General features: G+C 64.0%; 19 protein-coding genes and 1 pseudogene. 14 read left to right on the top strand and 6 right to left on the bottom strand.

Annotated features, from left to right (window positions below; translation table 11 throughout):
* The first annotated feature begins 6 nt into the window (after positions 1 to 6).
* Positions 7 to 1,182: a hypothetical protein gene (locus tag ABGB11_RS04665; protein WP_347629115.1), complete on the top strand. Its 1,176-nt coding sequence runs from the start codon at positions 7 to 9 to the stop codon at positions 1,180 to 1,182.
* A 167-nt stretch (positions 1,183 to 1,349) separates the two neighbouring features.
* Here the strand turns inward: ABGB11_RS04665 and ABGB11_RS04670 are convergent, their stop codons facing one another.
* Positions 1,350 to 2,126, bottom strand: a complete 777-nt coding sequence (locus tag ABGB11_RS04670; RefSeq protein WP_347629117.1) for an IS982 family transposase — start codon at positions 2,124 to 2,126, stop codon at positions 1,350 to 1,352.
* On the opposite strand from ABGB11_RS04670, the gene ABGB11_RS04675 reads away from it, so the two are divergent.
* Positions 2,058 to 2,543, top strand: a complete 486-nt coding sequence (locus ABGB11_RS04675; RefSeq protein WP_347629119.1) for a tyrosine-type recombinase/integrase — start codon at positions 2,058 to 2,060, stop codon at positions 2,541 to 2,543. The two genes, ABGB11_RS04670 and ABGB11_RS04675, sit on opposite strands and share 69 nt — an antisense overlap.
* A gap of 162 nt (positions 2,544 to 2,705) precedes the next feature.
* Here ABGB11_RS04675 and ABGB11_RS04680 read toward each other — a convergent pair whose 3' ends face one another.
* Both ABGB11_RS04680 and ABGB11_RS04685 read right to left on the bottom strand, forming a co-directional pair.
* Positions 2,706 to 3,014: a hypothetical protein gene (locus tag ABGB11_RS04680; protein ID WP_347629121.1), complete on the bottom strand. Its 309-nt coding sequence runs from the start codon at positions 3,012 to 3,014 to the stop codon at positions 2,706 to 2,708.
* 180 nt (positions 3,015 to 3,194) lie between these two features.
* Positions 3,195 to 3,518, bottom strand: a pseudogene (locus ABGB11_RS04685) (transposase); the annotation flags it as partial.
* 1,153 nt (positions 3,519 to 4,671) lie between these two features.
* Here ABGB11_RS04685 and ABGB11_RS04690 point away from each other — a divergent pair.
* The 3 genes from ABGB11_RS04690 to ABGB11_RS04700 all read left to right on the top strand — a co-directional run bounded on the left by ABGB11_RS04690 (position 4,672) and on the right by ABGB11_RS04700 (position 6,143).
* A complete protein-coding gene (locus tag ABGB11_RS04690; protein WP_250372825.1) occupies positions 4,672 to 4,911 on the top strand; it encodes a hypothetical protein in 240 nt (79 codons plus the stop codon).
* Positions 4,908 to 5,504 carry a DUF6879 family protein gene (locus ABGB11_RS04695; protein WP_347629123.1) on the top strand — a complete coding sequence of 199 codons (597 nt, stop codon included), beginning with the start codon at positions 4,908 to 4,910 and terminating at the stop codon, positions 5,502 to 5,504. The genes ABGB11_RS04690 and ABGB11_RS04695 overlap by 4 nt, the downstream gene beginning before the upstream one ends.
* A 117-nt stretch (positions 5,505 to 5,621) precedes the next feature.
* Positions 5,622 to 6,143 carry a DUF6082 family protein gene (locus tag ABGB11_RS04700; RefSeq protein WP_347629125.1) on the top strand — a complete coding sequence of 174 codons (522 nt, stop codon included), beginning with the start codon at positions 5,622 to 5,624 and terminating at the stop codon, positions 6,141 to 6,143.
* Positions 6,144 to 6,315: 172 nt separating this feature from the next.
* Here ABGB11_RS04700 and ABGB11_RS04705 read toward each other — a convergent pair whose 3' ends face one another.
* Together ABGB11_RS04705 and ABGB11_RS04710 are read right to left on the bottom strand one after the other, a co-directional pair.
* Positions 6,316 to 6,525 carry a DUF397 domain-containing protein gene (locus ABGB11_RS04705; protein WP_347629127.1) on the bottom strand — a complete coding sequence of 70 codons (210 nt, stop codon included), beginning with the start codon at positions 6,523 to 6,525 and terminating at the stop codon, positions 6,316 to 6,318.
* Positions 6,526 to 6,538: 13 nt separating this feature from the next.
* The gene (locus ABGB11_RS04710; RefSeq protein WP_250372829.1) at positions 6,539 to 7,384 is read right to left on the bottom strand and encodes a helix-turn-helix transcriptional regulator; all 846 of its coding nucleotides are present in this window, start codon (positions 7,382 to 7,384) and stop codon (positions 6,539 to 6,541) included.
* A 299-nt stretch (positions 7,385 to 7,683) separates the two neighbouring features.
* Here ABGB11_RS04710 and ABGB11_RS04715 point away from each other — a divergent pair, with 299 nt between their 5' ends.
* Complete coding sequence (locus tag ABGB11_RS04715; protein ID WP_250373925.1) at positions 7,684 to 8,193, top strand: ATP-binding protein; 510 nt, start codon at positions 7,684 to 7,686, stop codon at positions 8,191 to 8,193.
* 814 nt (positions 8,194 to 9,007) lie between these two features.
* On the opposite strand, the gene ABGB11_RS04720 is transcribed toward ABGB11_RS04715, so the two are convergent.
* Positions 9,008 to 9,193 (bottom strand): IS3 family transposase, encoded by a 186-nt coding sequence (locus ABGB11_RS04720; protein WP_347629130.1) that lies wholly within the window; start codon positions 9,191 to 9,193, stop codon positions 9,008 to 9,010.
* A gap of 707 nt (positions 9,194 to 9,900) precedes the next feature.
* Between ABGB11_RS04720 and ABGB11_RS04725 the strand changes: the two genes are divergently transcribed.
* The 8 genes from ABGB11_RS04725 (at position 9,901) to ABGB11_RS04760 (ending at position 21,934) form a co-directional block, all read left to right on the top strand.
* Entirely contained in the window at positions 9,901 to 10,467 is a 567-nt protein-coding gene (locus tag ABGB11_RS04725) for a hypothetical protein (protein WP_347629132.1), read from the top strand.
* Between the two features lie 11 nt (positions 10,468 to 10,478).
* Positions 10,479 to 10,676 carry a DNA-binding protein gene (locus ABGB11_RS04730; protein WP_347629134.1) on the top strand — a complete coding sequence of 66 codons (198 nt, stop codon included), beginning with the start codon at positions 10,479 to 10,481 and terminating at the stop codon, positions 10,674 to 10,676.
* A 185-nt stretch (positions 10,677 to 10,861) separates the two neighbouring features.
* Positions 10,862 to 11,011 (top strand): hypothetical protein, encoded by a 150-nt coding sequence (locus ABGB11_RS04735; RefSeq protein ID WP_347629136.1) that lies wholly within the window; start codon positions 10,862 to 10,864, stop codon positions 11,009 to 11,011.
* Between the two features lie 392 nt (positions 11,012 to 11,403).
* Positions 11,404 to 14,742, top strand: a complete 3,339-nt coding sequence (dpdE, locus tag ABGB11_RS04740) for a protein DpdE (RefSeq protein WP_347629138.1) — start codon at positions 11,404 to 11,406, stop codon at positions 14,740 to 14,742.
* Positions 14,742 to 17,336, top strand: coding sequence for a protein DpdF (dpdF, locus tag ABGB11_RS04745; protein WP_347629140.1), 2,595 nt, complete (start codon positions 14,742 to 14,744; stop codon positions 17,334 to 17,336). The genes dpdE and dpdF overlap by 1 nt, the downstream gene beginning before the upstream one ends.
* Positions 17,336 to 18,202 (top strand): protein DpdG, encoded by an 867-nt coding sequence (gene dpdG, locus ABGB11_RS04750; RefSeq protein ID WP_347629142.1) that lies wholly within the window; start codon positions 17,336 to 17,338, stop codon positions 18,200 to 18,202. Before dpdF ends, dpdG begins: the two co-directional genes overlap by 1 nt.
* Positions 18,195 to 21,254, top strand: coding sequence for a protein DpdH (dpdH, locus tag ABGB11_RS04755; protein ID WP_347629144.1), 3,060 nt, complete (start codon positions 18,195 to 18,197; stop codon positions 21,252 to 21,254). Before dpdG ends, dpdH begins: the two co-directional genes overlap by 8 nt.
* Positions 21,251 to 21,934, top strand: coding sequence for a hypothetical protein (locus ABGB11_RS04760; protein WP_347629146.1), 684 nt, complete (start codon positions 21,251 to 21,253; stop codon positions 21,932 to 21,934). Before dpdH ends, ABGB11_RS04760 begins: the two co-directional genes overlap by 4 nt.
* The last annotated feature ends 2 nt before the right edge of the window (positions 21,935 to 21,936 follow it).

Consider the following 21,936-nt stretch of genomic DNA (forward strand, 5'->3'; position numbering starts at 1 on the left):
GCGAAGATGAGCGAATACCAGTACTACGAGTTCCTGGCCGTCGACCAGCCCCTGGACGAGAAGCAGCAGGCCGAAGTCCGCACTCTTTCCACTCGGGCACGGATCACCGCCACCAGTTTCACCAACGAATACCACTGGGGCGATTTCCGGGGTAGTCCGCGGACGATGATGCGGCGCTACTACGACGCCCACCTGTACGTCACCAACTGGGGCACCCACCAGGTGATGCTCCGCCTTCCCCGCACGCTGCTCCCCCTCAAGGTCGCCGAGCGGTACTGCATCGACCCCTACGTCACCGCCGAAGTTTCCGGAAAGCACCTCATCCTCGACCTGACCAGCCAGGACGAAGGCGGCGACTGGATCGAGGGCGCCGACGACTCCCTGTCGGCGATCATCGGAGTCCGTACCGAACTCGCCGCCGGAGACCTGCGCCCGCTCTACCTTGCCTGGCTCGCGGCCTACGGAACCTGGGAACGCGACGAAGACGCCTTCGACCAGGACGAGGACGACGAACTCGAACCACCGGTACCCGCAGGGCTGCGTTCCCTGACCGCTCCCCAGCGCGCTCTCGCCGACTTCCTCCGTCTCGACTCCGACCTCCTCCAAGTCGCCGCCCAGACGAGCCCGCCCCTGACCGAGACCAAGGACGACCCCGGCCGGCTCGCCAAGTGGATCGAAGAACTGCCCCCGAAGGAGGGGAAGGCTCTCCTCCTCCGAGTCGCGCAGGGCCAGGGGCCCCAGGTCCAGATGGAGCTACTCCGCCGTTTCCGCGGCGAACCCGATGCCGCAAGCGCGGACGGTCCCCGCCGCACGGTGGCCGAGTTGCTGGACACCGCCGCCGCACTCCGCCACGAGCGCGAACGCAAAGCCGAGGCGGCACGTGCAGAGCAGGAGGCCCGCCGCGAGCAACAGCGCGCGGCGGCCCGCGAGAAGAGACTCGACGCCATCGCCCGCGACCCGGAGATCACCTGGGCACGCGTCGACGAACTGATCGACGCCCGCAAACCGTCCGACTACGACGTGGCCGTCGAACTCCTCAAGGACCTGCGGGCCATCGCCGACCGCGACGGCCTCCGCCAGGAGTTCACCGCGCGGCTCACGCACCTGCGCGGAAAGCACCACCGGAAAACGGGCCTCATCGCCCGCTTCGACCGCGCCGCCCTTCTCGCGGCACGGTCATGACCATCACGCCGCCGTCGTGGACACGCTGGCGTCCTGTCCCGGGCGGGCTAGCTTGCTAGCGTGACCACGGCATCGGGTCTCGACATAGAGACTGGATCGCCTCTTGACCCGGTGCCAAGGTGGCGGGGGCGCGGCCTTGCCGGCCTAGACGAGTAGTTCCGAAGTGATCAGTGGTCGAATGCGATCAGTGATCGGGTGATGGGCTGGCCGGTGTGGTGGTTGTGCCAGATGGCGGCCGCCATGGCCAGGATGCGCTGGGCGACCCGGGTGGCGACGCCTTCGACGGTCCGGCCGCCGTGGTGTTCCAGGTCGAGCTGGCCCTTGAGGGTGTCGTTGACCGACTCGATCAGCTGACGTACCGGTTTGAGCAGGTGTTCGCCCGGTCTGGACTGCTCGTTGCGCATCGAGGGGCGCAGCAGCTGGACGCCTTGTGCGGCCAGCTCGTCCTCGAACCATCGAGCTTTGAAACCCTTGTCGGCGATCAGCAGCAGGCCCGGCCGGTCGGCCACCAGCTCGGCATCGACCTCCAGCATCGCCGCCAGCACCTCCCGCTCGTCCAGCTTGGGATCGGCCAGCGCCCACATGATCGGCATCCCGGCCGGAGCGCACACCAGATACAGCCGCAGCCCCCAGAAGAACCTCGAATGCGAGGCGCAGTAGCCATAGCCGGCCCAGCCGGCCAGTTCCGACCGCTTGACCGTGGGCCGGGACCGGCCGCACTCCACCGGGGTCGAGTCGGCGATCCACACATTGTCCAGCCAGAAGTCGGTGTCGGCCGCCAGCATCCGGATGGCTCGCTTGACCAGTGGCAACGCCGATCTGAGCCGCTTGTTGTAGCCGGGCCGTTGCGGCAGATACGGAAACATCCCCGCCAGATGGGAGGCGACGAACCTCAGCCACCGGGCCTCGGACCTGCAACCCAGCAGGGCCGCACCTACAACCACGGAACCCTCAGCGGCTACACCGCCGGCCGCTGCCGCTGCGACTACTGCCGAGGCGCCTTCTCCCTCTACCGAGCCGCCCGCCGCGCGAAAGGCAAGGACAACCCTCGGCCGCGCCGCGTCCGTGAAACCGACGGCCACATCCCCAACGACTGGTTCCGCCGCAACATCTGGAACCCCGCACTGGCCGCCGCCGGCCTCAACTTCAAACCCACCATGCGCGACCTACGCCACGCCCACGCCTCCTGGCTACTCAACGGCGGCGCCGACCTCCAGGTGGTCAAGGAACGCCTAGGCCATGCCTCCATCGCCACAACCGAGCGCTACCTACACACCCTCCCCGACGCCGACGAAACAGCCCTAGAAGCCCTAGCCAGAACCCGCAACCGCTCCACCAGGTCGATAACCGACGGAGGTTAGCGAGAAGGGTCGGAACCCCGGCTCTTCTCGCGCAGACCTCATCGAGGCGAAGCAGGGCAGCCACGCGATTACCGAGGCGGGCCCGAGCTGTTTCGGCGGTGGAGTCGAGCGAAAGTTCCACCGTGCACGTACGCGCCGGACGTTGTTACAGCTCGGGTCCCGTTACGCCCAGTACATCGGCTGGGTGGTGCAGGAGACCGGCGACGACATGGCGCGTTGTGGTGGACCCAGCGCGCCGTCGACCTCGCCGACGCCGGCGACGATCAGCATCTCGCCGCCTACTCGCTGGTCCGGCGCGCGCTCGGCACGCTTACCGCGGCGACCCCGGCGAACGATCGAGCTGGTCCGGCAGGCGCAGAGCACCCGCGCGACGGCGGCGAGGCGGCCGCAATACTGAAAAAGACTGTCCACCAGTTCGGCAAGGAACGGATCTTCCGCGCCACCACGTCCATCCAGCCCGGCCAGGCTCACCCGGCAGAGCTTTTAACGCCGTATGCAACAGCGTGGTTCTTCTGGCCATCATAGCGCATAACTTGACCGTCCTCCCAAAAAGGCCGATAGACCGACCTCGCTTCATTATCGATGAATTAAACGAGGCTAAAGGCTGCTTTCGAAAAGGCCTGGTCAGCGCCTTCCGATGGCATAATCTCTGATCGAGTCGATCACAAATCGCGACCAATTCACCTCTCTGATTGGTCCGACTTCGTGCAGGGCGATCCGGTCCAACTTCATCCACACTCGCGCAGCAGTCCACTCGGTGAAGCGGCGGTGGACCGTCTGCCAGGACGCTCCGAACACCGGCGGCAACTGCCGCCAGGTACAGCCGGTAGTGGCCACGAACACGATCGCCGCGAGTACTTCACGGTCCCCATACCTGGGTCGTCCACCACCTTGTGGACGCGTCGGGGACGGCGGTATCACCCGCTGGAGCGACTCCCACAATTCGTCCGGAACCAAGCGCTCCACCATCGACACGGTCGACCTCTACTAGCTTCACCAAATGAGACGGCACGTTGGGTCAGCAAGTTTATGGGTCATGGAGCTTCGACGTGACGCGTCCTGGCTGCGGCTGCGAAGCCATGCACTGTGCATTGACAGTGAGTCCAATATGCCCTGGCCTGTTCAAGGGCATATGCACGTGCATATGCACGCGGCGGAGTGCTTTCACTAAGGGTAGTCGTCAATGAGAGGGAAGCCGCCGTGGTGGCGGCTCGTGTGCATCTCACCCGCAGATATGGCCTAGCTGTTTTGTCTCAACTGGACACCCTGTCACTGGTTGTAACTCGGACAGAGAGGGATATTTATCGCTTCCGTCCACAAGGCCGACCCAAAATCGGGTGGGAAAGTTCTCCAGCTGACAGATTAGCTGACAGATTAGCTGACAGATCGCCTCGTAGACTCCTCAACGTCGCGCCAAGAGGTTTGGCTCATGCGGCAGATCGATCCCTACGTCGAAAGCGAGGCACAGTTCGATGTCGCCAAAAAGAAATTCATCATGCGAGTCAATTTGGCTGGCGATCATCCTGCTTTCCGCTGCATTTGTCGCCGGTGGAGTCGCTGTCCTGACTCGACTTCACGGAGGTGACGAGCCTGACGTGCTGGCGGTCACAACATTCTTCATGGCAGGAGCGATGGGAATGGCGGCACGCAATTTCCTCCGCTGATACTCCAACCCCCCTGGTGATCTCGATGTGATCGAGACACAGACGAGAGACGGCCACCGCGGCGATCGTGTGTGAACCATTCGGTCGGCGGTGGCCGTGCCGTCTCCCAGTGCGCGACATGGACACAGGGGAGCAGACCCTGGTCCCGGTCGGCGAGCTCGCCGCGCACCTTGCCCAGAGATGCGGCCCGTCGGAATAACCGTACGGCGCCTACCCGTTCGAGGGCCGTACTCAGGCCAAGGTCTTGGGAACGGACGCCTTCGACCCGCACCCCAGAATGCCTTGCGCCTGATCAGGAATTCGGGTCAATCGTTTTTATGGCTATCGTATCGCCCGATACCTGCTGATCGCTTCTTCGTATTGCATACTTCAGTTGGCCCCATCAGGCCATGAACTTGCGACAAGCGTTTCTTCGGGATGTGGTTCGGGTAGGGGCGTCGGTGGCTTCTATCCAGGAGGTTCGCATGAAGGCGACCGGTCGGCTCGGCAAAACGCCTGCTGAGCGCGGTGACACGACCTCGACGACCGGCTCCCCTGATATTCTCACTCTCAGTGATGGTGCATTCGCGGTCATCGGTGTCGACATTACCGAAGAGCTTGGGTCGAATCCGCTGAAAGACGCCCGGTGTGCACCGAACGAACGCATCGTTCGAATCACACGCACCACTCTCATCGCCGCGAAGAAGGACATCCCGGACGAATGATGCATCAACCGCCTGCGTGGGCACTGGACGGCAGCGAGCGGCTCACCCTGGAGGGCTTCCTGGAGTCGTTCGGTGAGGCCTGGGTACGCACTGAGCGGCGTTTCCTCAAGTTGGAGTGCTGGCAGTCATACCGTGAGGCAGACGGTGTCCGATCGCAGGAGGCCTTCCAGGCGGGCGACGCCGCGCTGGCCCGCCGCCTTCTGGAGGAAGAGGCGATGGGGGACCAGCCTCTTCGCGATGAGGTGAGGTCCCGGAACCTGCAGTTCACCCGGGTTCGGCTGCTCTCCTACCCGCTCACCGACTACCTTCACTACGAAATGATCAACTATGAGGTGCGGAGCCGGCTGGGAGAAGACATCGAGTTCTTCGTGCCGCCGTCTCCCGTGGAGAGCTATTTCGACTTCCTGTTGTTCGACTCCCACACCGCCCTCATCCACGACTACGGACCTGGCCCGGTCGGCCACCAGACCGGCGGCTGGCTCACTCATCACCAAGAGACGCTGCACGCCCTGGCGGACATCGCCGACGACTTGCGTACCCGGGGCGAGCAGATGCGGCCACTGGAAGGCATTCCGGACACATCCCGCGCCTAACATGGCGGTGCCATGACAGGCAGAATGAGGCGCGTCCTCCCCACGGGTCTCGCGATCAGCGCGGGGCTCCTCATCGTGGTCCTCTGCGTCCTCGTCCCGGTTCTTCTCCTGCTTCAGTTGGAGGACGACGAGTTGGCGCGCTGGTCGGACGTCGGCGAGGCGGTCAGTCCGGTCGCGGTCTTCTTCTCCGGTGCCGCCTTCCTGGGTATCACCGCCGCGCTCCTGATGCAGGGCCGTGAGCTGCGAAACCAGCGTGAAGAGTTGAGGATCGCCCAGGAAGAGCAGCTACGCAGCAGCGAACTCGCGATGCGCGAGCTGCACACCGACCTGATCAAGATGGCCATTGAGGACAGCGAGCTTCTCTCGGTCTGGCCAGCCCCCGCACCCGGTGAGCAAACGACCCGCAAGGACCACTACTGCAACCTGATCCTCAATCTCCAGAAGGTCGCCTACGAGACTCACACGATCGAGCTCTCAGAACTGCGCAATGCCCTGCGGTTCCTCATGACCAGCCCGGACATGCGCGCCTTCTGGACCCGAAGCCGCCAATCCCGCGTCTCCATCACCGACGGCGACCACGCTGAGGACACCTTCACGGCCGAGGTAGACGCGGCGTACACCGACACCATCGCTCCGTAGGGTTTGCCCGGCGGATACTCGCCCTGCCTTACAACGTGCCGAGCCGGCCTCCTGGATGACTATGCCGCCCGAGTTCCCCCCACTATGCAAAATGGGGCCTCCACCAACTTGCGCAACATCTCTTGCGCTGCGTTCGAGCGGCCTCCGATGGGCTCACCCGCCGCCTGGAGCCTCAGAGGTCGTAATGACCTCGGCGAATCTCATCGACGAGCAGCGTGAACGCCGGACGCGTCATCGTCACGTCGCGTCCGGCAGGGCGCTTGGAGTCGCGCACGGCGATGACGTCGGCCTTGGCGGCGAGTTCAACGCACTCGTTGCCCGTCGCGGTGCTCTTGGAGGCTTTGCGCCATACGACGGAGGAAGGGTCTGCGGAGGGGGTCATACGGTCAGGGTATCTACAGCTCTGCGGCGATTGCGGTGATGAGAGCTGCACTCTGGTCCTCGCCAAGGGCAGCGTCCCAGATGGCATCGAAGGCGGCGTTGCATCGGGCCACGTGGTCTGCACCTTCGATGTAGACGTTGCCGTAGATGCCTTCGGAGTAGCCGATGTCGGGGTCCAGCGGGTCGGAGTAGCTGAGGATGACGAAAGAACCCTCGACCCCGGCGCGGGCGCCGACCGTGTATGGCAGGGCGCGGAGGTCAACGTTGGGACGCTGGGCGACTCGGGTGAGTTCGACGAGTTGGTCACGCATCACCTGTGGGCCGCCGATGAGTTGCCGGAACGCCGATTCAGCGAGCACAGCCTTGAGTGAGGGTGCATCTGGACGGCTGAGCAGTGTCTTGCGTGCCATGCGTGCGTGGAGTCGCTTGTTCACCTCATCCGGGGCGTTGGGGACACCTGCGGAGATGATGGCCCGTGCGTAGTCCTCCGTCTGGAGCAGGCCAGGGATGAGCTGTACGTGGTAGGTGCGGATCTCTGATGCTTCATCTTCCAGGCTGACGTATCCGCCGGTGAAGACGCCGGAGTAAGCGGTCCACCATCCGCGCCGGCCAGCATCGCGTGCCAGTTGGACGAGGGCGGCATGCACGGAGTCTTCGGTGCCGTAGAGGTCGAGGATGCGGCCCACGTCCGCCGCTGTGGCCCTGGTCTTCCCGGCCTCGATCCGGCCGAGCTTGAACCGGTTCCAGCCGAGTGCTGCGGCCGCCTGGTCGAGCGTCATCTCGGCGCGTTCGCGGTGGGCTCTGAGTTCGCGGGCCAGCCTGCGGCCGCGAGCGGTCAGGCTGTGGGGTGCCGGTGCCATGGCCTCAGTCTGCCGGAAATCAGTAGCTCTGTGCACAGATTCAACAACACAAAGCAAGAAAGATCATGCACAGTGCATTGACGCTTGGCTCGGAGCGTGGTCAGATGCTGCCGAGTAAGCAGCGAAAGCACGAACTCGAGCGGACCACCGCACGCACAAGACAGCCGCGCGACCGGACAACGGATTGGAGCCCCTGGCCGGCCGCGCGGCCTCCATCCCCCGTGACGGGAGACCAGATGAGAATAGCCCCAAGGAGGCCCACGCCCTCCGGTCCCAACGACCCGACTGGCTCCTTGCACGTGGTCGAGACGCATCCCGACCAGGCGTCCACCGCGACGGAGGCGGACGCAGTCAGAGCCGTCCGCGATACCGTAACTCTTCGGAGCAACGCCCCTGTCCTCATCACACGAAGGACGGCACCAAGCGAGACCGATCAGTTGTGGTGCATCGATGTGTCGGGCCGTGAAGAGGCGATTCCGCTGGTACGCCGCTGGGTTCGGTTGCTGCTCGCCGAAGAGCCCGAACTGGCCGAGGCGTTCGAGTTGATCGTCAGTGAGTACGGCACCAATGCGCTTTGGCACTCGGCCAGTGGCGCACCCGGTGGCCGCATCAGAGTCGAACTGCTCATCGGCAACCGGCAGACGCTCCTCACGGTGCTGGACGACGGCCCTGTCCCCGTCCGCATTGATGAGGAAGCCGACCCCGCCGAGCATGGACGTGGATTGATACTCGCCGACGCGTACGCCGACGAGACCGGTCAGGACGACTGCGCCGACGGTCACGCCGCCTGGGCCCTGATCAACCGCTGAGACCAGGACACGCGCTACACCCCCTGGTGCGCGTCCTTCGCCGACCGTCCTGGTCGGCCAGTCGTGCGGTCGGTGGCCTGTTCCCCCGGAATCCACCGGCCGCACGACGCCCCATTCGGCCGTCCTGGCCATCCATCACCTGACGAGCCTGTCGCGCTCGCTCTGGAGGTGACGTTGTGACTTACCGTGAGTACGCTGCCCGGCCCAGCGGTCTCCCCGATGCTGCCGCCGTGTGGAACCCCGGCCTGGCAGGGGAACTCGATCTCGACCAGGCGGTGGAAGCCCTGCGGCGACGGTACCCCGGCATGTGCATCTACTGGGGCGAGTACACCAGCTCCCTCTGGGCCTTGCTGCCAGATCGGCTGGTCGAGGCGAAGAACGCCTCTGATCTCGCTCGACGGATCGACTCGTTCTTCGAGTGCTTGGCTCTCCGGAGCGTTGGAAGCCTCCACGTCCAGCACGAGGTATCACCACCTCGGGCGCTCGACGGCACCTGGGACACGCCGAGAAGGAAGGCGCCTCCCGCAAGGGGTCAGTTCTGGCCTGCCCCCGGAGCCACGCCGCCGGAGCAGCCTCCTCGGCTGGCTTCTGGTCGGTTGCCGCCGGATCATGCGAGGCCCACCGCACCTGGCGCCTCCCGTCCGCTGAAGCGACACCGATGGCAGTGTCAACGGCGCCCTCTTGCTCGTGATTGTCTGCAGCCATGAGGCGCCGCGAGGTTCGAGCCGGAGGAAGAGGGCCGCGGCTGTGAGGGGCGGTGCCTTCGCAGTCGCCGACGAAGCACTGTCAATCCCCTGAAAGCGTGGAGACGGTGTTATGCCACTTCGGCCCTGAGCTGGGCCGTTGAAGCTTCCCGTGCTTCTGTCATCCGCTGCTCGAACGTGATCGGGGCGAGCCCGTCGTTGGCGCTGTGCCTCCTGCTGGTGTTGTAGAAGTCGGCGATCCAGGTCGAGATCTTGATGCGGGCCTCGGCACGGGTGGTGAAGTGGTGACGGTGCACGAACTCGCCCGCGCGGCAGACTCCTATGACCGAACAGCTCGCGAACCCTACGGGCGCCAATCACCCCCCACGCCCTACGGCACGAACCTCCGTACGGTTGCGCGAGTTCTGGCTCTGTCCCAGATCGGAGGATCGCACAGTCATCGCCCGAGCCTCGCCAGCGTCCTCTCCCAACTGATCGTGCAGCTCGCTGCCCTCATCGAAGCGATCGCGGAGCATCGGCAATCGCAGCAACGCTTCGCCCAAGCGGCTGCAGCCCGCAAGGCTGCTGCCGAACTCGTCGGACTCCACCAACCGACCACATGGCCAACTACCCCGACGTTGTTCCGAATGCCGGCGAACGACACACCCGAGCACAACGCTGCGCGGCTCGCTGCCGACGGGTTCCCCTTGCCCTTCCCTCAGTTGCAGGCAGACCGCCCCTACCGATCCACCAGACCTGCGGCCGCGCCGCCGGCACGCACCACTCGCCGCCCATCGCAGTAGCGACCAGAGAAGTTGGCGCCACACCGCTAGTGGTCGTGGCGTAACGATCGACGCCGCTGCATGCTAACGGAGCGTAAACAAGCGTAACGATACGCAGATGTGTGCCGGTGCGGCGTTCGAGACAACGAGCCCGCGCACCCTCATCCCACCACACAAGGAAGGCGAAGCCATGACCGACCACAGCCCCCGCACGTGCCCCAACGCCACAAGGAGTGACCCACATGACCGACGAAACGAAGGCTCCCCCGACCGCTCGTAACGACGAAGAGACCACGCGCCTCGCGACCAACTTGTACGAACATGTCCGCCAGCTCAACTACGCCACAGCGGGCCCGCCGAGCCTCACTCTCCCCGGCACTGCGTACACCATCCTCGGCAACCTCAGCGCAGCAACCTACGGCCTCGATCAGGTCCTCGACCAGATCCATCGCTTCTTCCTCCGGGAGTTGCAGGCCGACCGTCTCGGCCACGACCAGGACGGAGAGCTCGCCGACGTGCTGAGCCGCCACGGCCAAGCTCTCGGCGAGGCCAGACAGCACACCCGAGTTCTCTGCGCGGCCCTCAGCGATGCCCAATCGGCCATCAACGCAGTCCACTCCCGCGCCACCCGCGGACGCGAAACGCCCCCAACCATCGGAGGCAAAACCTACGTGGACGAGGCCGGAGTGGCGGCGGCGGCCAACGACTTCCCCAGACCGATCATCGATCCGACACTCCTCCCGCCACCTCCCACCGGCGAACGAAAGCGCTTGATCCGCACTCGCCGCCCGAGCACTCCGGAGGCTTGAGCATGGAACCGATGACCCCGGAGGAGTTCGCCGCCCTGCCCACCACAACAACCATCGAAACCGCCGCCCGAGCCCTCGGCCTAGGCCGAACCCGCGCCTACCAGCTCGCCCGCGAGGATCGCTTCCCCTGCAAAGTTATCCGCATAGGCGCCACCTACCGAGTAGTCACCGCAGACCTACACCGCCTGCTTGCCGCCACCGAGGGATAGCCAGCGGGACAGTACGGTCGACAGGCCAGCAAGTAGCGACAATTTGGTGTTGACACTGCAGGGGCTGTCCTAGCTGTGGCCAGCCCCTGCAGTGCTCACTGGTGAACGCATCGCCGGGCGCCCCATCACGCTCGTCACCAGCCCTTCGGCCTTCCCACGCACACCTCCGCGATCAAGGTGTTGCGATGACCGGTTTGAGCCAGCCCGATGCGCCAGTTTCCGGTACGTCGCCCGCCGAGCCGACGTCGGGCGTGATGGCATCCGTCGGTTCGGTGGTCGGCTCCTATGACGACGCCATGGCTGAAGCCCTGAATGGCGGCTTCAAGCCGCGCTGATCCGCCAACAGACATGGCGCACCCGTGACCAGGTCGAATACTCGTCGAATGGATCGGCTGGTACCCACCGCCGTCTGCACTCCGCTGTCGGCGACGTACCACCTGCCGAATACGAGCTCACACTACGGTCCCATCACCCCCCAGCGCCAACCGCCCGCCGGTAATTCGGACTTCACAAACCGGTACGGCTCGACAACCGAAAGAGAGCGACAGGGGCGCTAACTCGACACGCCCTGGGGTGCCACTGTGTCCGCTCTTTACAGACAGCGCATCCTCAAGAGTTCAACGACCTAGAGAACTTGTGGTCAAATGGTAGAGGATGTGCTGCTGTGGCGCCGGGGCGGCGCTGCGCCCTGGGGAGGGCGACCTGCACAACGGGTGGGGGCAAGATCGTGAAGCAGGGCCACGCGAGCAGCGTAAGGCAGGTTGGCGCCTTTGCCTGGGTGCCGGGGGGGCCGGGGATCGGCAAGGTCGGGGAGATGGATGCGGGACGCGTCCGCGTTGACTACTTCGAGTCGCCGGCTGCGATGATCGCACAGTCGCAGTGGGTGGCGGACCACCTGGTTCAACGGGTCCTTCTGAAGCGCGAGGAGCGCATCTGGTGGAAAAGTCCGGATGGCCTATGGAACGCAGGTCGAGTAATACAGGCAGAGCCCGCCCAGCGTTCTTACTTCGTGCGATTCCCCAATGTGGACTACGACCTACCTGTTCCTGAGGAAGATCTCCACGTGCGGTGGGATCGACCTGTGTTGGACCCCGCAGCGGATCTGACAGTCCGCGGCGGCAGTACGGCGCCGTACCGGGACGCAAGGCTCCCGATCCTTAGAAACCTCGTCCGGCAGCGCGGCGCTTGCGCCGGCATGAGCACGTTCCTGTCGTCGACGGTGGAGATCTTTCCGCACCAGGTGAACGCCGCGCTCACGGTCCTCTCCGACCCGGTCCAGCGGTACCTCCTGGCCGATGAGGTCGGCCTCGGGAAGACGATCGAGGCCGGGTATGTCGTGCGCCAAATCCTCATCGACAAGCCCGAAGCGTCCGTGGTGGTGGTCTCTCCGGCTGCTCTTCGTCGTCAGTGGGTGTCCGAACTCAAGAACAAGTTCCACACAGAGGACTTCCCTGATGCAACGATCGTCGTCAGCAGTCACGAAAATCCCGAAAAGTGGGCTAGCTACAGGCAGGCTGACCTCGTCGTCGTGGATGAGGCTCACGCCCTGGTGCAGGTAGGCCCAGATGAGACGCCTTACAAGGAGTTGCGCGAACTCGCGCACTCGGCCCATCGGCTGCTGCTGCTGTCCGCCACCCCCGTGACGTCCGGATACCTGACGAACCTCGGGCTGCTTCATCTGCTCGACAAAGAACTCTACTCGTGGGAGCGGCGCCAGGACTTCGAGGACCGCTATCGCATGCGCGAGGCTCTGGCCGACTCTGTCTACTCCCTGAACCCGGAGTACACGTACGTCATCCGGGACTCCATCGAGGACATCCAAGCACAAGTTCCCGCTAGTGATGTCCGTCTGGCCAAGCTCGCGGACGAGGTCCTCAGCATGCTCGACGAGGAGGACGAGCTGATCAACCCCGATGCGCAAGATGAGTTTGCCCGTCGGGTCATTGAGTTGCGTGCTCACATCAGTGAGACGTACCGGATCCACCGCCGAGTGATTCGAAACCGGCGTGAGGCGGTGCTACGAGAGGGCAGCGGCCCGGACGCCGAGGCACTTCCCTATGAGGTGCGCGGCCGCCGGCGACCTGAACTCATCCACTCGCCATCGGCGGTTGCAGAGGCCGGGGATGCATTCGTGATGCGCTGGTGGAGCGCGGTGCGCGAGCACCTGGAGAACGAGAGGATGAGCAATCAACTCTCGCAGTTCGCCATGCCCTTGGCGATTCTCACATCGCGGGCACCTGCGCTTCCCTACGACACCATCGATGCGCTCCGGTGGCGAGTGCAGGGCGACGCCTATGCTGGCGAACGTGCGGGGCTCTCACGGCAGGAGAGGGAACTACTCCTCGGCGTGCCAGTGGTTGCGTGTGAGAAGGCCGTGCTGGCTGAAGCGGAGAAAGACTGGCCTGCGGGCGCCGAGCCGAGCGAGGAGAACCTGAAGCACGTCATCCGAGCACTTCTTCCCGTGCTGCGCAAGGCAAAGCGCGCCGTCGTCTTCTGTGGCCCCGGCCGACTGGCTGACGCGCTCGCAGGCAGGTTGCGCCGTGACTTCCCGAAGGTAGTGACCGCTCAGCACACGCGTACGCTGGGCGCGGCCAAAGCGGCAAGCGAGATTTCTCGGTGGGCCGCCCCCACGCCCGCGCAGGCGGCGCTCCTGGCCGACGACACAGCCGAAGATGGCCTGAACTTGCAGGCAGCCGACTGCGTCGTCCATCTGAGGCTTCCCTGGTCGCCCAACCAACTGGAACAGCGTCTAGGCCGCGTTGACCGTTACCCGGGCCCGGCTTTGCTCGGAGCCGCCGGTCCCGCGCCCCAGATCCGGCTGGCCGAGGAACAGGGCCCTGACGGTTCCTTTACTGAGGCATGGGCCACTCTGCTCGGGGAGGCCTACAAGGTCTTCGACGGTTCCGTCTCCACCCTCCAGGACGCTATAGCCCAGTCGCTCATGAGTGTATGGACCGGGGCAGTTGAGGAAGGGCCGGAAGGGCTGACGGCGCAGAAGCAGGACGTGCTTGCCCAACTTGGCAAGGAACGCGACGAGATCCGCAAGATGGATCTCTTGGAATCCATCCACGTGTCGTCGCAGCGTCTGCGCAGCGTTCCGGCCGCGCTGACTGATGTCGAGCGTGACTGGTCCGAGACAGAAGAGGCGCTCCTTGCGTACACAGACGGCGAAGGAGGAGGGATCAAACTGCATTCCCTCGTTCGCACCATCGCGGGATCCCCGGCGCGGCGTTTTCTGATCAACAACGGGTCAAGCCGTCCGCTTCTCGCTCCTCGCCACTGGGAACGGATCAAGAACCGTATCCCGAAGGATGAGATCGCTCATGCGATGTTCAACCGGTCGCGAGCGCTGCGCAGTCGGGACGCACGGCTGTTCCGCATCGGCAATCCCCTGGTGGATATGCTGTCTGATGCCGTCCTCAATGACAGTCTCGGGCAGAGTGCCGCCTTCCGGCGGATCGACCCGGGGATGCCGCCGGGGCACGAACCGCAGCCGTACTTCGGGTTCGATTTCCTCATCCAGGCGGACACCTCTGCCGCGCTGAAGCATGTCCAAGACAGCGCGGACGCAGCAAGGGCTCTGCGTCGCCAGGCGGATCGGATCTTCCCTCCTGTAATCAGGCGCGTCTGGATCGAGGCCGGCACGAATGCGCCCGTGACCATCGAGGGCCAGTTGGCCTTTTTGAATCGTCGCTACGACAAGAGCAAGGGTGACCGCAACTACAACAGTCAGCGCGTCTCGGAGTTGTTTGAGGTGTTCGGAGGTCAGGAGCATGCGGCCACGTACGTCCGTGACGCACAGCAGGCAGCGCTGAGGTTTTTGCACCAACACACGGATCTCGCAGCAGTTTGCCAGGACGCCCAGCAGAAGGCGCTGGAAGTTTCCACCGTTTTGCACTCGCAGGCCCAGGCTCGGCAGGCGGCTGGCCGACTGCTGCGCGACACTGAAAGCCTGGTCACCGATGCGAAAGTGCTGACTTCTCTCGCCGAGGGGCTGTCGCAGCCGGTTGTCGGGGTCGTGGCGGCCGCCTGCCTGATCCGCCGCGGGTTGGAACTGGCCTACTGATGTCTGACGACGCATGGGTGAGCGCTCAGCACCTACTCAACCAATGGCCCGAGGTGAAACAGGACATACTGGCCAAAGGTGCCCTGCGCCGTCTGAGAGATGCCCTGGCTGGGATGGCCAACGGAGGCACAGGCTGGCTGGACATCGTCTCGCTGACTCGGCAACTGCTTTTGCACCACCAGGCACTGGGACGGACAGGCCGGTTGTCGGTGCCGTTGCGAGAGGGGCTACCCAACGTCGATCAGTGGCGAGCAGGCGGTTGCGACGTGGTGGTCCACGGGAGCCGGGTGCTGGTGCGGGGCCAGGAGTGGGCCCCGGGCGAAGGCGCCGAACCTGCGCACGAGGCGGGTCTTGCGCAGGTCCGTGAGGCGATCCTGGGCAAGGACTCCAGTCTGACCCGAGATCTGCAAGCTGCGTCGGCCGATCCATTTTGGACGGACGCTCTCGACTACGAGTACTACCTTTCCAGAGGGCAGCGTCAAGCAGCCCGCGCGGTAGCTCTGATGCCGCCGGGTGAAACCCTTCTCGTCTGCCTGCCCACTGGCCACGGCAAGACACCGGTAGCGCTCGCCGGCGCCATGCTGGCCAGCCGACGCAGTGGCGTATCCGTGATGGTTGTGCCCACCGTGGTCCTGGCTATCGACATGGAGCGGCGTGTCCGTGAGTTGCTGAGCAGACGTGATCCTGGTGCTCTGCACAAGCGGTACGCCTACTTCGGGGAGTTGGGCGAGGCCGAAAAGGAGCAGATGCGATCGGACATCTCAGTTGGACGGCAGGCACTGGTGATCGCTTCGCCGGAAGCCGTGGTCGCCGGCCTGAGTAAAGCCCTGCGCGACGCTGCCCAGGACGGGCATCTGAACTACGTCATCCTGGACGAGGCGCACCTCGTCGAGCAGTGGGGCAACGAGTTCCGTTCAGGGTTTCAGAGTCTCGCCGCCCCGCATCGGGCTTGGCGCAGGGGCGCACCCCCGGGGCGTACCCCAAGGACAGTCGCGATGAGTGCCACGCTCACCGAGCAACAGGTGACAACGCTGCGTGACCTGTTTGGTTCCGGTGAAGGCACCCAGGTGGTTTGGTCTTCCGAGTTGCGCAGCGAACCCGCCTACTTCTTGGATGCCTTCGACTCGGAAGAGGCGCGTTCCCAAGCAGTGCTCCGGGCTGTTGCACGCCTTCCGAAACCGATGGTGCTGTATGCAACCCAGAAGCAGCGCGCCGCCGAGTGGGTTAACACTCTGCGCGCTGCAGGGATGCAGCGTGTCGCCGTGGTGCACGGAGACATCAACGATGCGGGGCGTCGTCGTGCGCTTGAGGGCTGGTCGGGCCGCACGAGCCATGGCGCTGTCGCGACCGAGTACGACGTCGTCGTCGGCACCTCCGCCTTCGGGTTGGGCGTTGACCTCGACGACGTCCGCAGTGTCGTGCACGCCTGCGTGCCCGAGACGGTGGACCGCTACTACCAGGAGGTCGGACGCGGCGGCCGCGACGGCAGTCCCTCGATCGCCTACCTGGCGTCCGCCCCGGGCGACCGATTCACAGCTCAGTCCCTGAACGAGCAGAAGATCCTCATGGCGGACACTGCGTGGGGACGGTGGCGGGCGATGTTCACCAAGGGGCATCACCTGCACGGGAACCGCTACTCGCTCGACTTGACCGTGCGGCCACCGCGGATGTCCGTGGGGTACGCCACGCACAAGGACTGGAACGTTCGCCTACTCAACATGATGGATCGCATCGGGCTGATCCGGATCTTCCCCCCAACACCCCCGATGCACGAGCCCGGCGAAGATGCTGTGGACTGGCAGGCGCGGATTAAAGAGTTCTACGAAACCGCTCGGGACCGGATCGAGATTGAATTGGTGGAGGGGCAGACCAACAATCCAGAGCACTTCCGCGTCGCCTACGAGCGCATCCGCTCGAGTGTCAAGAATGCCCAGCGCAACTCTCTGCTCGTGATGTTTACGGTCTTGGATCACGAGCGGTGCATTGCTGACACCCTGGCCGAGTATTACTCGATCGCGGGAAATAGCGGTGGGCGCCACTACACCATGGCAGCCTGTCGTGGCTGTCCTGCGTGTAGGCGTCAAGGACTTCCGCCTGAAGGAGCGGCGTCTCACTATCGCAGGCCGTTCTCGCCGGATCCGGCCGCTGTCGAGTGGGCCCCGTCCGACAGCCCTCTGGCCCACCTGCATCCTCAAACCTCGCACCTCAGCATCTATTGGCAGGATCCTGCGCAGCGCGCGGAGAACTTGCTGCCTGTGCTGGTGAAACTGGCACGGTCGGGTGTTTCTCATTTCGCCGGACCTGGCCTTAGCGCGGAACTGGCCCGGCAGATACAGGAACAGGCGCCAGGTCATCCGGTGCTCGTCGATAACGACAGCAGCCTGGTGAGCGGTGGCACGCCGGCCACCCTCGCCTGGGTTGCCGACGAGGCGACATCGCTCCTCGAAGAAGAACTCCGGTACCGGCTTGAGGATGGGGACCCTGTCTACCTCCTGATCCCCCGGCAGGTGGAGGACCCGACCAGGCCAGGAGTCCCCTTTGTGACCACTCATCCGTCGTTGAACATCCAGCACGTGAGAAGCGAGTTCAGGTAATGGCATTGCTCAACACGCCCGTACCGTATCCCGGAGAAATCTGGGCCGTCGTGCGCTTCCTGGCCTCGCAGTCCGGGCCGGTGGCCTACGACACGCTCCGCACCTTCCTCGAGCCGCACAACCGCGAATCGACGAAGCCCACCACAGTTCACTACGCCCTTGCCGCCCTGCGGTCACTTGGGCTCGCCGAGGAAAGCGGTGACGGTCAAGGCTGGGTCCTGGCGGGTGACCTTGCGGCGCTTTCTTGGGACGACTATGCCGCCTTCCAACGTGCACTGCGGTCCGCTGTGCTAGGGCTGCGCGGGCACCGACCGGCCGAGACTGCTGACGACCTGCGGCGGGCTCTGGTATGGAGCCTGACCCGCGATCCGTTCTCGGAGTCCTTCAATTGGACCGTGGTGGACAGTCGACACCAAAGGGACGCGCCTGACGGAGAGTTGGTCTTTGTGAACGACACTCGGTGGCCACCCTTCATGGCCTGGGCGACCTCCCTCGGCTTGGGAGCCCCGGCACCGCACATCGCCCAACGCTACATTCCGGACTGCACGCGGGCCGTGCAACAGGTATTGGAAGAGCATCTTCCGCCGGGGGTTCCTGCTGATGCCGTGGGTGTCCTGCGCCTGTTGCGGGAACACCTTCCCGTCCTTCCGGGGGGAGCCATCTCCAACAATCTGGGCTATGGTCTTGCGGACGAACGGACTGCCGGCGCGGCAGTCTCCTTCGCTCTGATGCGAGGCAAGTACGAGAAGTGGCTCGTCTTGAGTAGTGACTCGGACGCGCAGCAACCGATAAGGGTGCAGGACCCCGAGCAGTCGTCCATGCGCCTTTGCTCCTCCATCGCCCGACAGGAGGCTGCCCATGTCTGACTTCCATCGCTACGTCTGCTGGGACGTGGAGAACGTGCTTTCCACGATCCAGACGGAAGCGGTTGTCGCCTCGCCTGCCGTCTTCCTCTCCACGCATACGCGGCTGGGCATCCAGCGTTGCCGGATCAATGGTCGGTCGTTTAACAGCACGGGTGAGAGCGTCACTGAAGAGGATGTCCGGGACGACTTCCTAAACCGGCGCACGAACACCGGGACGTTGCTGCTGCCGGTGGTCGGTGAATCTGGATCCGGAAAGTCCCATCTGGTGCGTTGGGTCAAAGAGAAGATCGAGCACTTCGATGACCGAAAGATTATCTACCTCGAGAAGTCCAAGACAAGTCTGCGACATGTTATCGAATCCCTCCTTGAGGGAGTTGATGACGAAGAGATCGAACAGATCCGCAAGGATATCCGGCAGGTTACCGGGACTTTCACCACTGCCTCGTTGGCGCGCCGTCTCATTAGCCAGTTGAGTGTAACTCTTGCTGACCTCGGCAAAGACTCGGTCCCTGGGAAGAAAAGGCAACTCGTCGGGCCGAGAGGGATCTCCCTGCTCCTGCAGGATCCGCTTCTGCAGGAGCAGATGCTGGAGCCCGGCAACTTTATCCCCCAGTTCGCCGAGCATTTCCTCTGCGACCGAGAGTCCGGTGAAGAGCGTCCTCCACGTTTCTCTCTGGACGACCTCCCCTTGAGCCCAGATGCCATCACCGGCGACATGGCAGCTCCTACGCGACAAATCTTCGGCATGCTGATGTCCAGACCTGAACTCCAGGTACTGGCTGTTGAGTTGCTCAACGCGCACTGGGACAAGGCCGTCCAGGAACTGTCGTCACTGGGAGGCGGACGTCTTCTGGGAGCGATGAAGAAAGTACGTGAGATCTACGCTCGCCAGGGCAAGGAGATCGTCCTCCTGGTAGAAGATTTCGCCCTCATCCAAGGTGTCCAGGGCGACCTGCTTGACGCGATCACCGAAACCTCAGAGCGGTACGGGAAGACGGTCCTCGCGCCCATGCGGACCCTCATGGCGATCACGAGCGGATACTTTCATGACCTTCCAGAAACCGCAGCGACCAGGATAGGCACGTCAACCGGAGGATTCGTCTACAACCTGGACATTGTCCTGGGAGAAGGCAAGACGGGAACAGAAGATATCGCCACTTTCGTGGCGAAGTACCTCAACGCTGCCCGGGTGGGGCGTGAAGCACTGGAGCGTGCCGACGGCGACGTGATCCCTAATGGGTGCGAAGACTGCACCGTAAGTACCCTGTGTCACAGTTCTTTCGGTGCATCCGCCGACGGGTTCGGCCTCTACCCTTTCAATCGTGCGGCTCTGACCCGTGTCGTTCACAGTGTGGCTCCGCAGGAAAACCCCAACGCATTCGTCCCGCGCGCCGTTCTGGGCAACGGAGTCATCCCGATCCTTAACGACGCCAAGAGGTCGATCGAGAAGGGTGAATTCCCGAGCGCCTTTTTCCAGGACAACTACAAGTCCGTAAGGGGCGTCGACAAGGCACTACCCAACAGCGTCAGTGAGGAGGTCGATGCACGTGACCACCTGGACGCCAAGCGCCGACGCAAAGCACTGGAGTTCTGGGCTGATGCCCCAGACCAACTCGTTAATCTGCCGCAGGGCATTGGTGAGGCATTCGCTTTGCCGGAGTTGGACCTAGACGGTCAAGGCGCCGGCCCTGTCGACTCCTTGACCGCGGGAGAGACGTCCGAGCCTGCGATCACCCCCATCGATTCGCCAAAGACTCCGACAGTTCCCCCCGCTCTCCAGCGCAAACTCCAAGTGGTGGAAGAGTGGGCGGCTAGTGGTTCCCGCCTCATCACCGAGGTGGCAAGCATCGTCCGCACCATGGTCTCCCGATCGGTTCTTTACAGGGAGGACTGGCTCACGCCTCCAATCAAGCCGATTGGAGTCAGCGATGCGGAAGGGGCCGGATGGACCAACAAGGCCAACACAGTCTCGATCGACGACGCCAGCGCTGAGAAACTTAGCAAGGGCGCAGCGATCATCCTGAAGCGAAATCCCTCAAACGGTGAGTTCTTCAAGAGCCTGATCCGGGTTAACGCTCAGGACGTCGACGGGATGCGACCCCAAGACGTGGTCAGACTCGCCAGCACGGCCGAGACGCACCGAGCGGACTTGCGTAAACGGGTGGCGCTCAACGCTGAACATTCCGATGAAGACCTGGTAGCTGGACTACGCGTATCTCTCCTCGGGGCAGCCTTTGCCGGGCAGATTGTCCCAGGTATGCCGATCGAGGCCCTGTATATCGCCGCCTTCGAGAAGGGGCAGGGGTGGGCGCGTGCGGATAACTCGTCGCGCACCGAGACATGGGCGAAGCGGCTTGAGGCGCACTTGCAGCATCGCGCTGGGCTTGTGGAAGCTCTGCTGAGTTCTCTGGGGCTGGGCCAGGGCGCGGGTGCTGTCCACGTCCTTGACGGGGCACGTGCCGTTGCCCTCGTGAGGAAGGCCGCGCAGGAGTGGGACCTGTCGAGTGTTGAACTGCCGATGTGGGCCAGGGAGGCCGCACTTCCGTTTCGCTCCGGATTGGATTCCGCGGTACGCGGTCAACTGCAGGAGCTGGCCACTCTAATCCACGAGATCCGAGAACACTTCCCCAAGTCGAGCGGTCCCGGTGACCGTCTCGTCCTACAGGTGTCCACGGCTCTGCAGATGGCCAATGCTCAAGGCCTCACTGGACCACAGGGGCCTGAGTTGGAGATGCGGGCTGCAGCCGTCGAAGAAGCCGACTGGAATTCGGTGTCCGTGCTGGAGAAAGAACTGTCCCGCGTCACCGACAACCTCCAAGACCAGTCGACCGAAAGCCTTCTGGCTGTGGTTGCCGTGCCACGGTCAACGCATCTGCGGGAGATGCGCGACTACCTGAATACCGCCGACGCCTTGCTTGACACGGCCCTCGCGGCAGCGCGGATGCAGAACCAGAACGCCGTCAGCGATGCCGCGGACCAGTTGGCAGGACTGCTCGTGGAGTGGCAGCAGGCCGTAGATGACTCCACATCCCGGATGGAGGCAGGCATATGAGCAACGTGACGGTTCTGGAAAAATCGCAGGAGTTGCAGAACACGGTCCGCAGCATTGCCGAAAGCCAAAAGGAGCGAGACGACCAGGAGCGGGTCCTCCGCCGTATCGATGAGGTGCGGACAGCGTTGCAGGCAGCGATGGTGCAGCAGCGGACCGCGGTGCTGCTACACGAGCGCACCGGTCTAACTCTGGATGTGTCCGGGTTCGACACTGCACGAGCCAAACTCGCATCGAAATCGCGCGGCGGTCTGCCCGGAGACCGGGCTTTCGTTGATGCCAGGCGCGCCTTGGAGGCGTTCACCAGCGAGTTGAGTACCTCCCTCAGGCAGCTTTGGAAGTCGTGGGCCACCGCACGCATTCAGGAGGTCTCTCCTGCTCGCTTCGCCACCCTCAACCCCGATGAGCGGCGGGAGGCGAGTGGACTTTATGACTCGATGAAGGCCAAGGCAAACCGCCCCAAGGTCGACAGCGCTAGCATCCTGGCGTTCTGCAGCGATCACGACACGCTCTTGGCACTCCTTCAGCATGCGCCGACCGATACGCCAGAAGGCCTCCTCGAACTCATCAACCGGCTTGATGCAGGCGGAGTCACTCTCCGAGAACTCACGGACGCGGACATCGCGCTGCTGCGAGCGTATGACCAGGATAATTGGTACACCGTTACTCGGAAGGCGAACTGATT

The organism is Actinomadura sp. B10D3 (assembly GCF_039871695.1).
GTDB lineage: Bacteria > Actinomycetota > Actinomycetes > Streptosporangiales > Streptosporangiaceae > Spirillospora > Spirillospora madurae.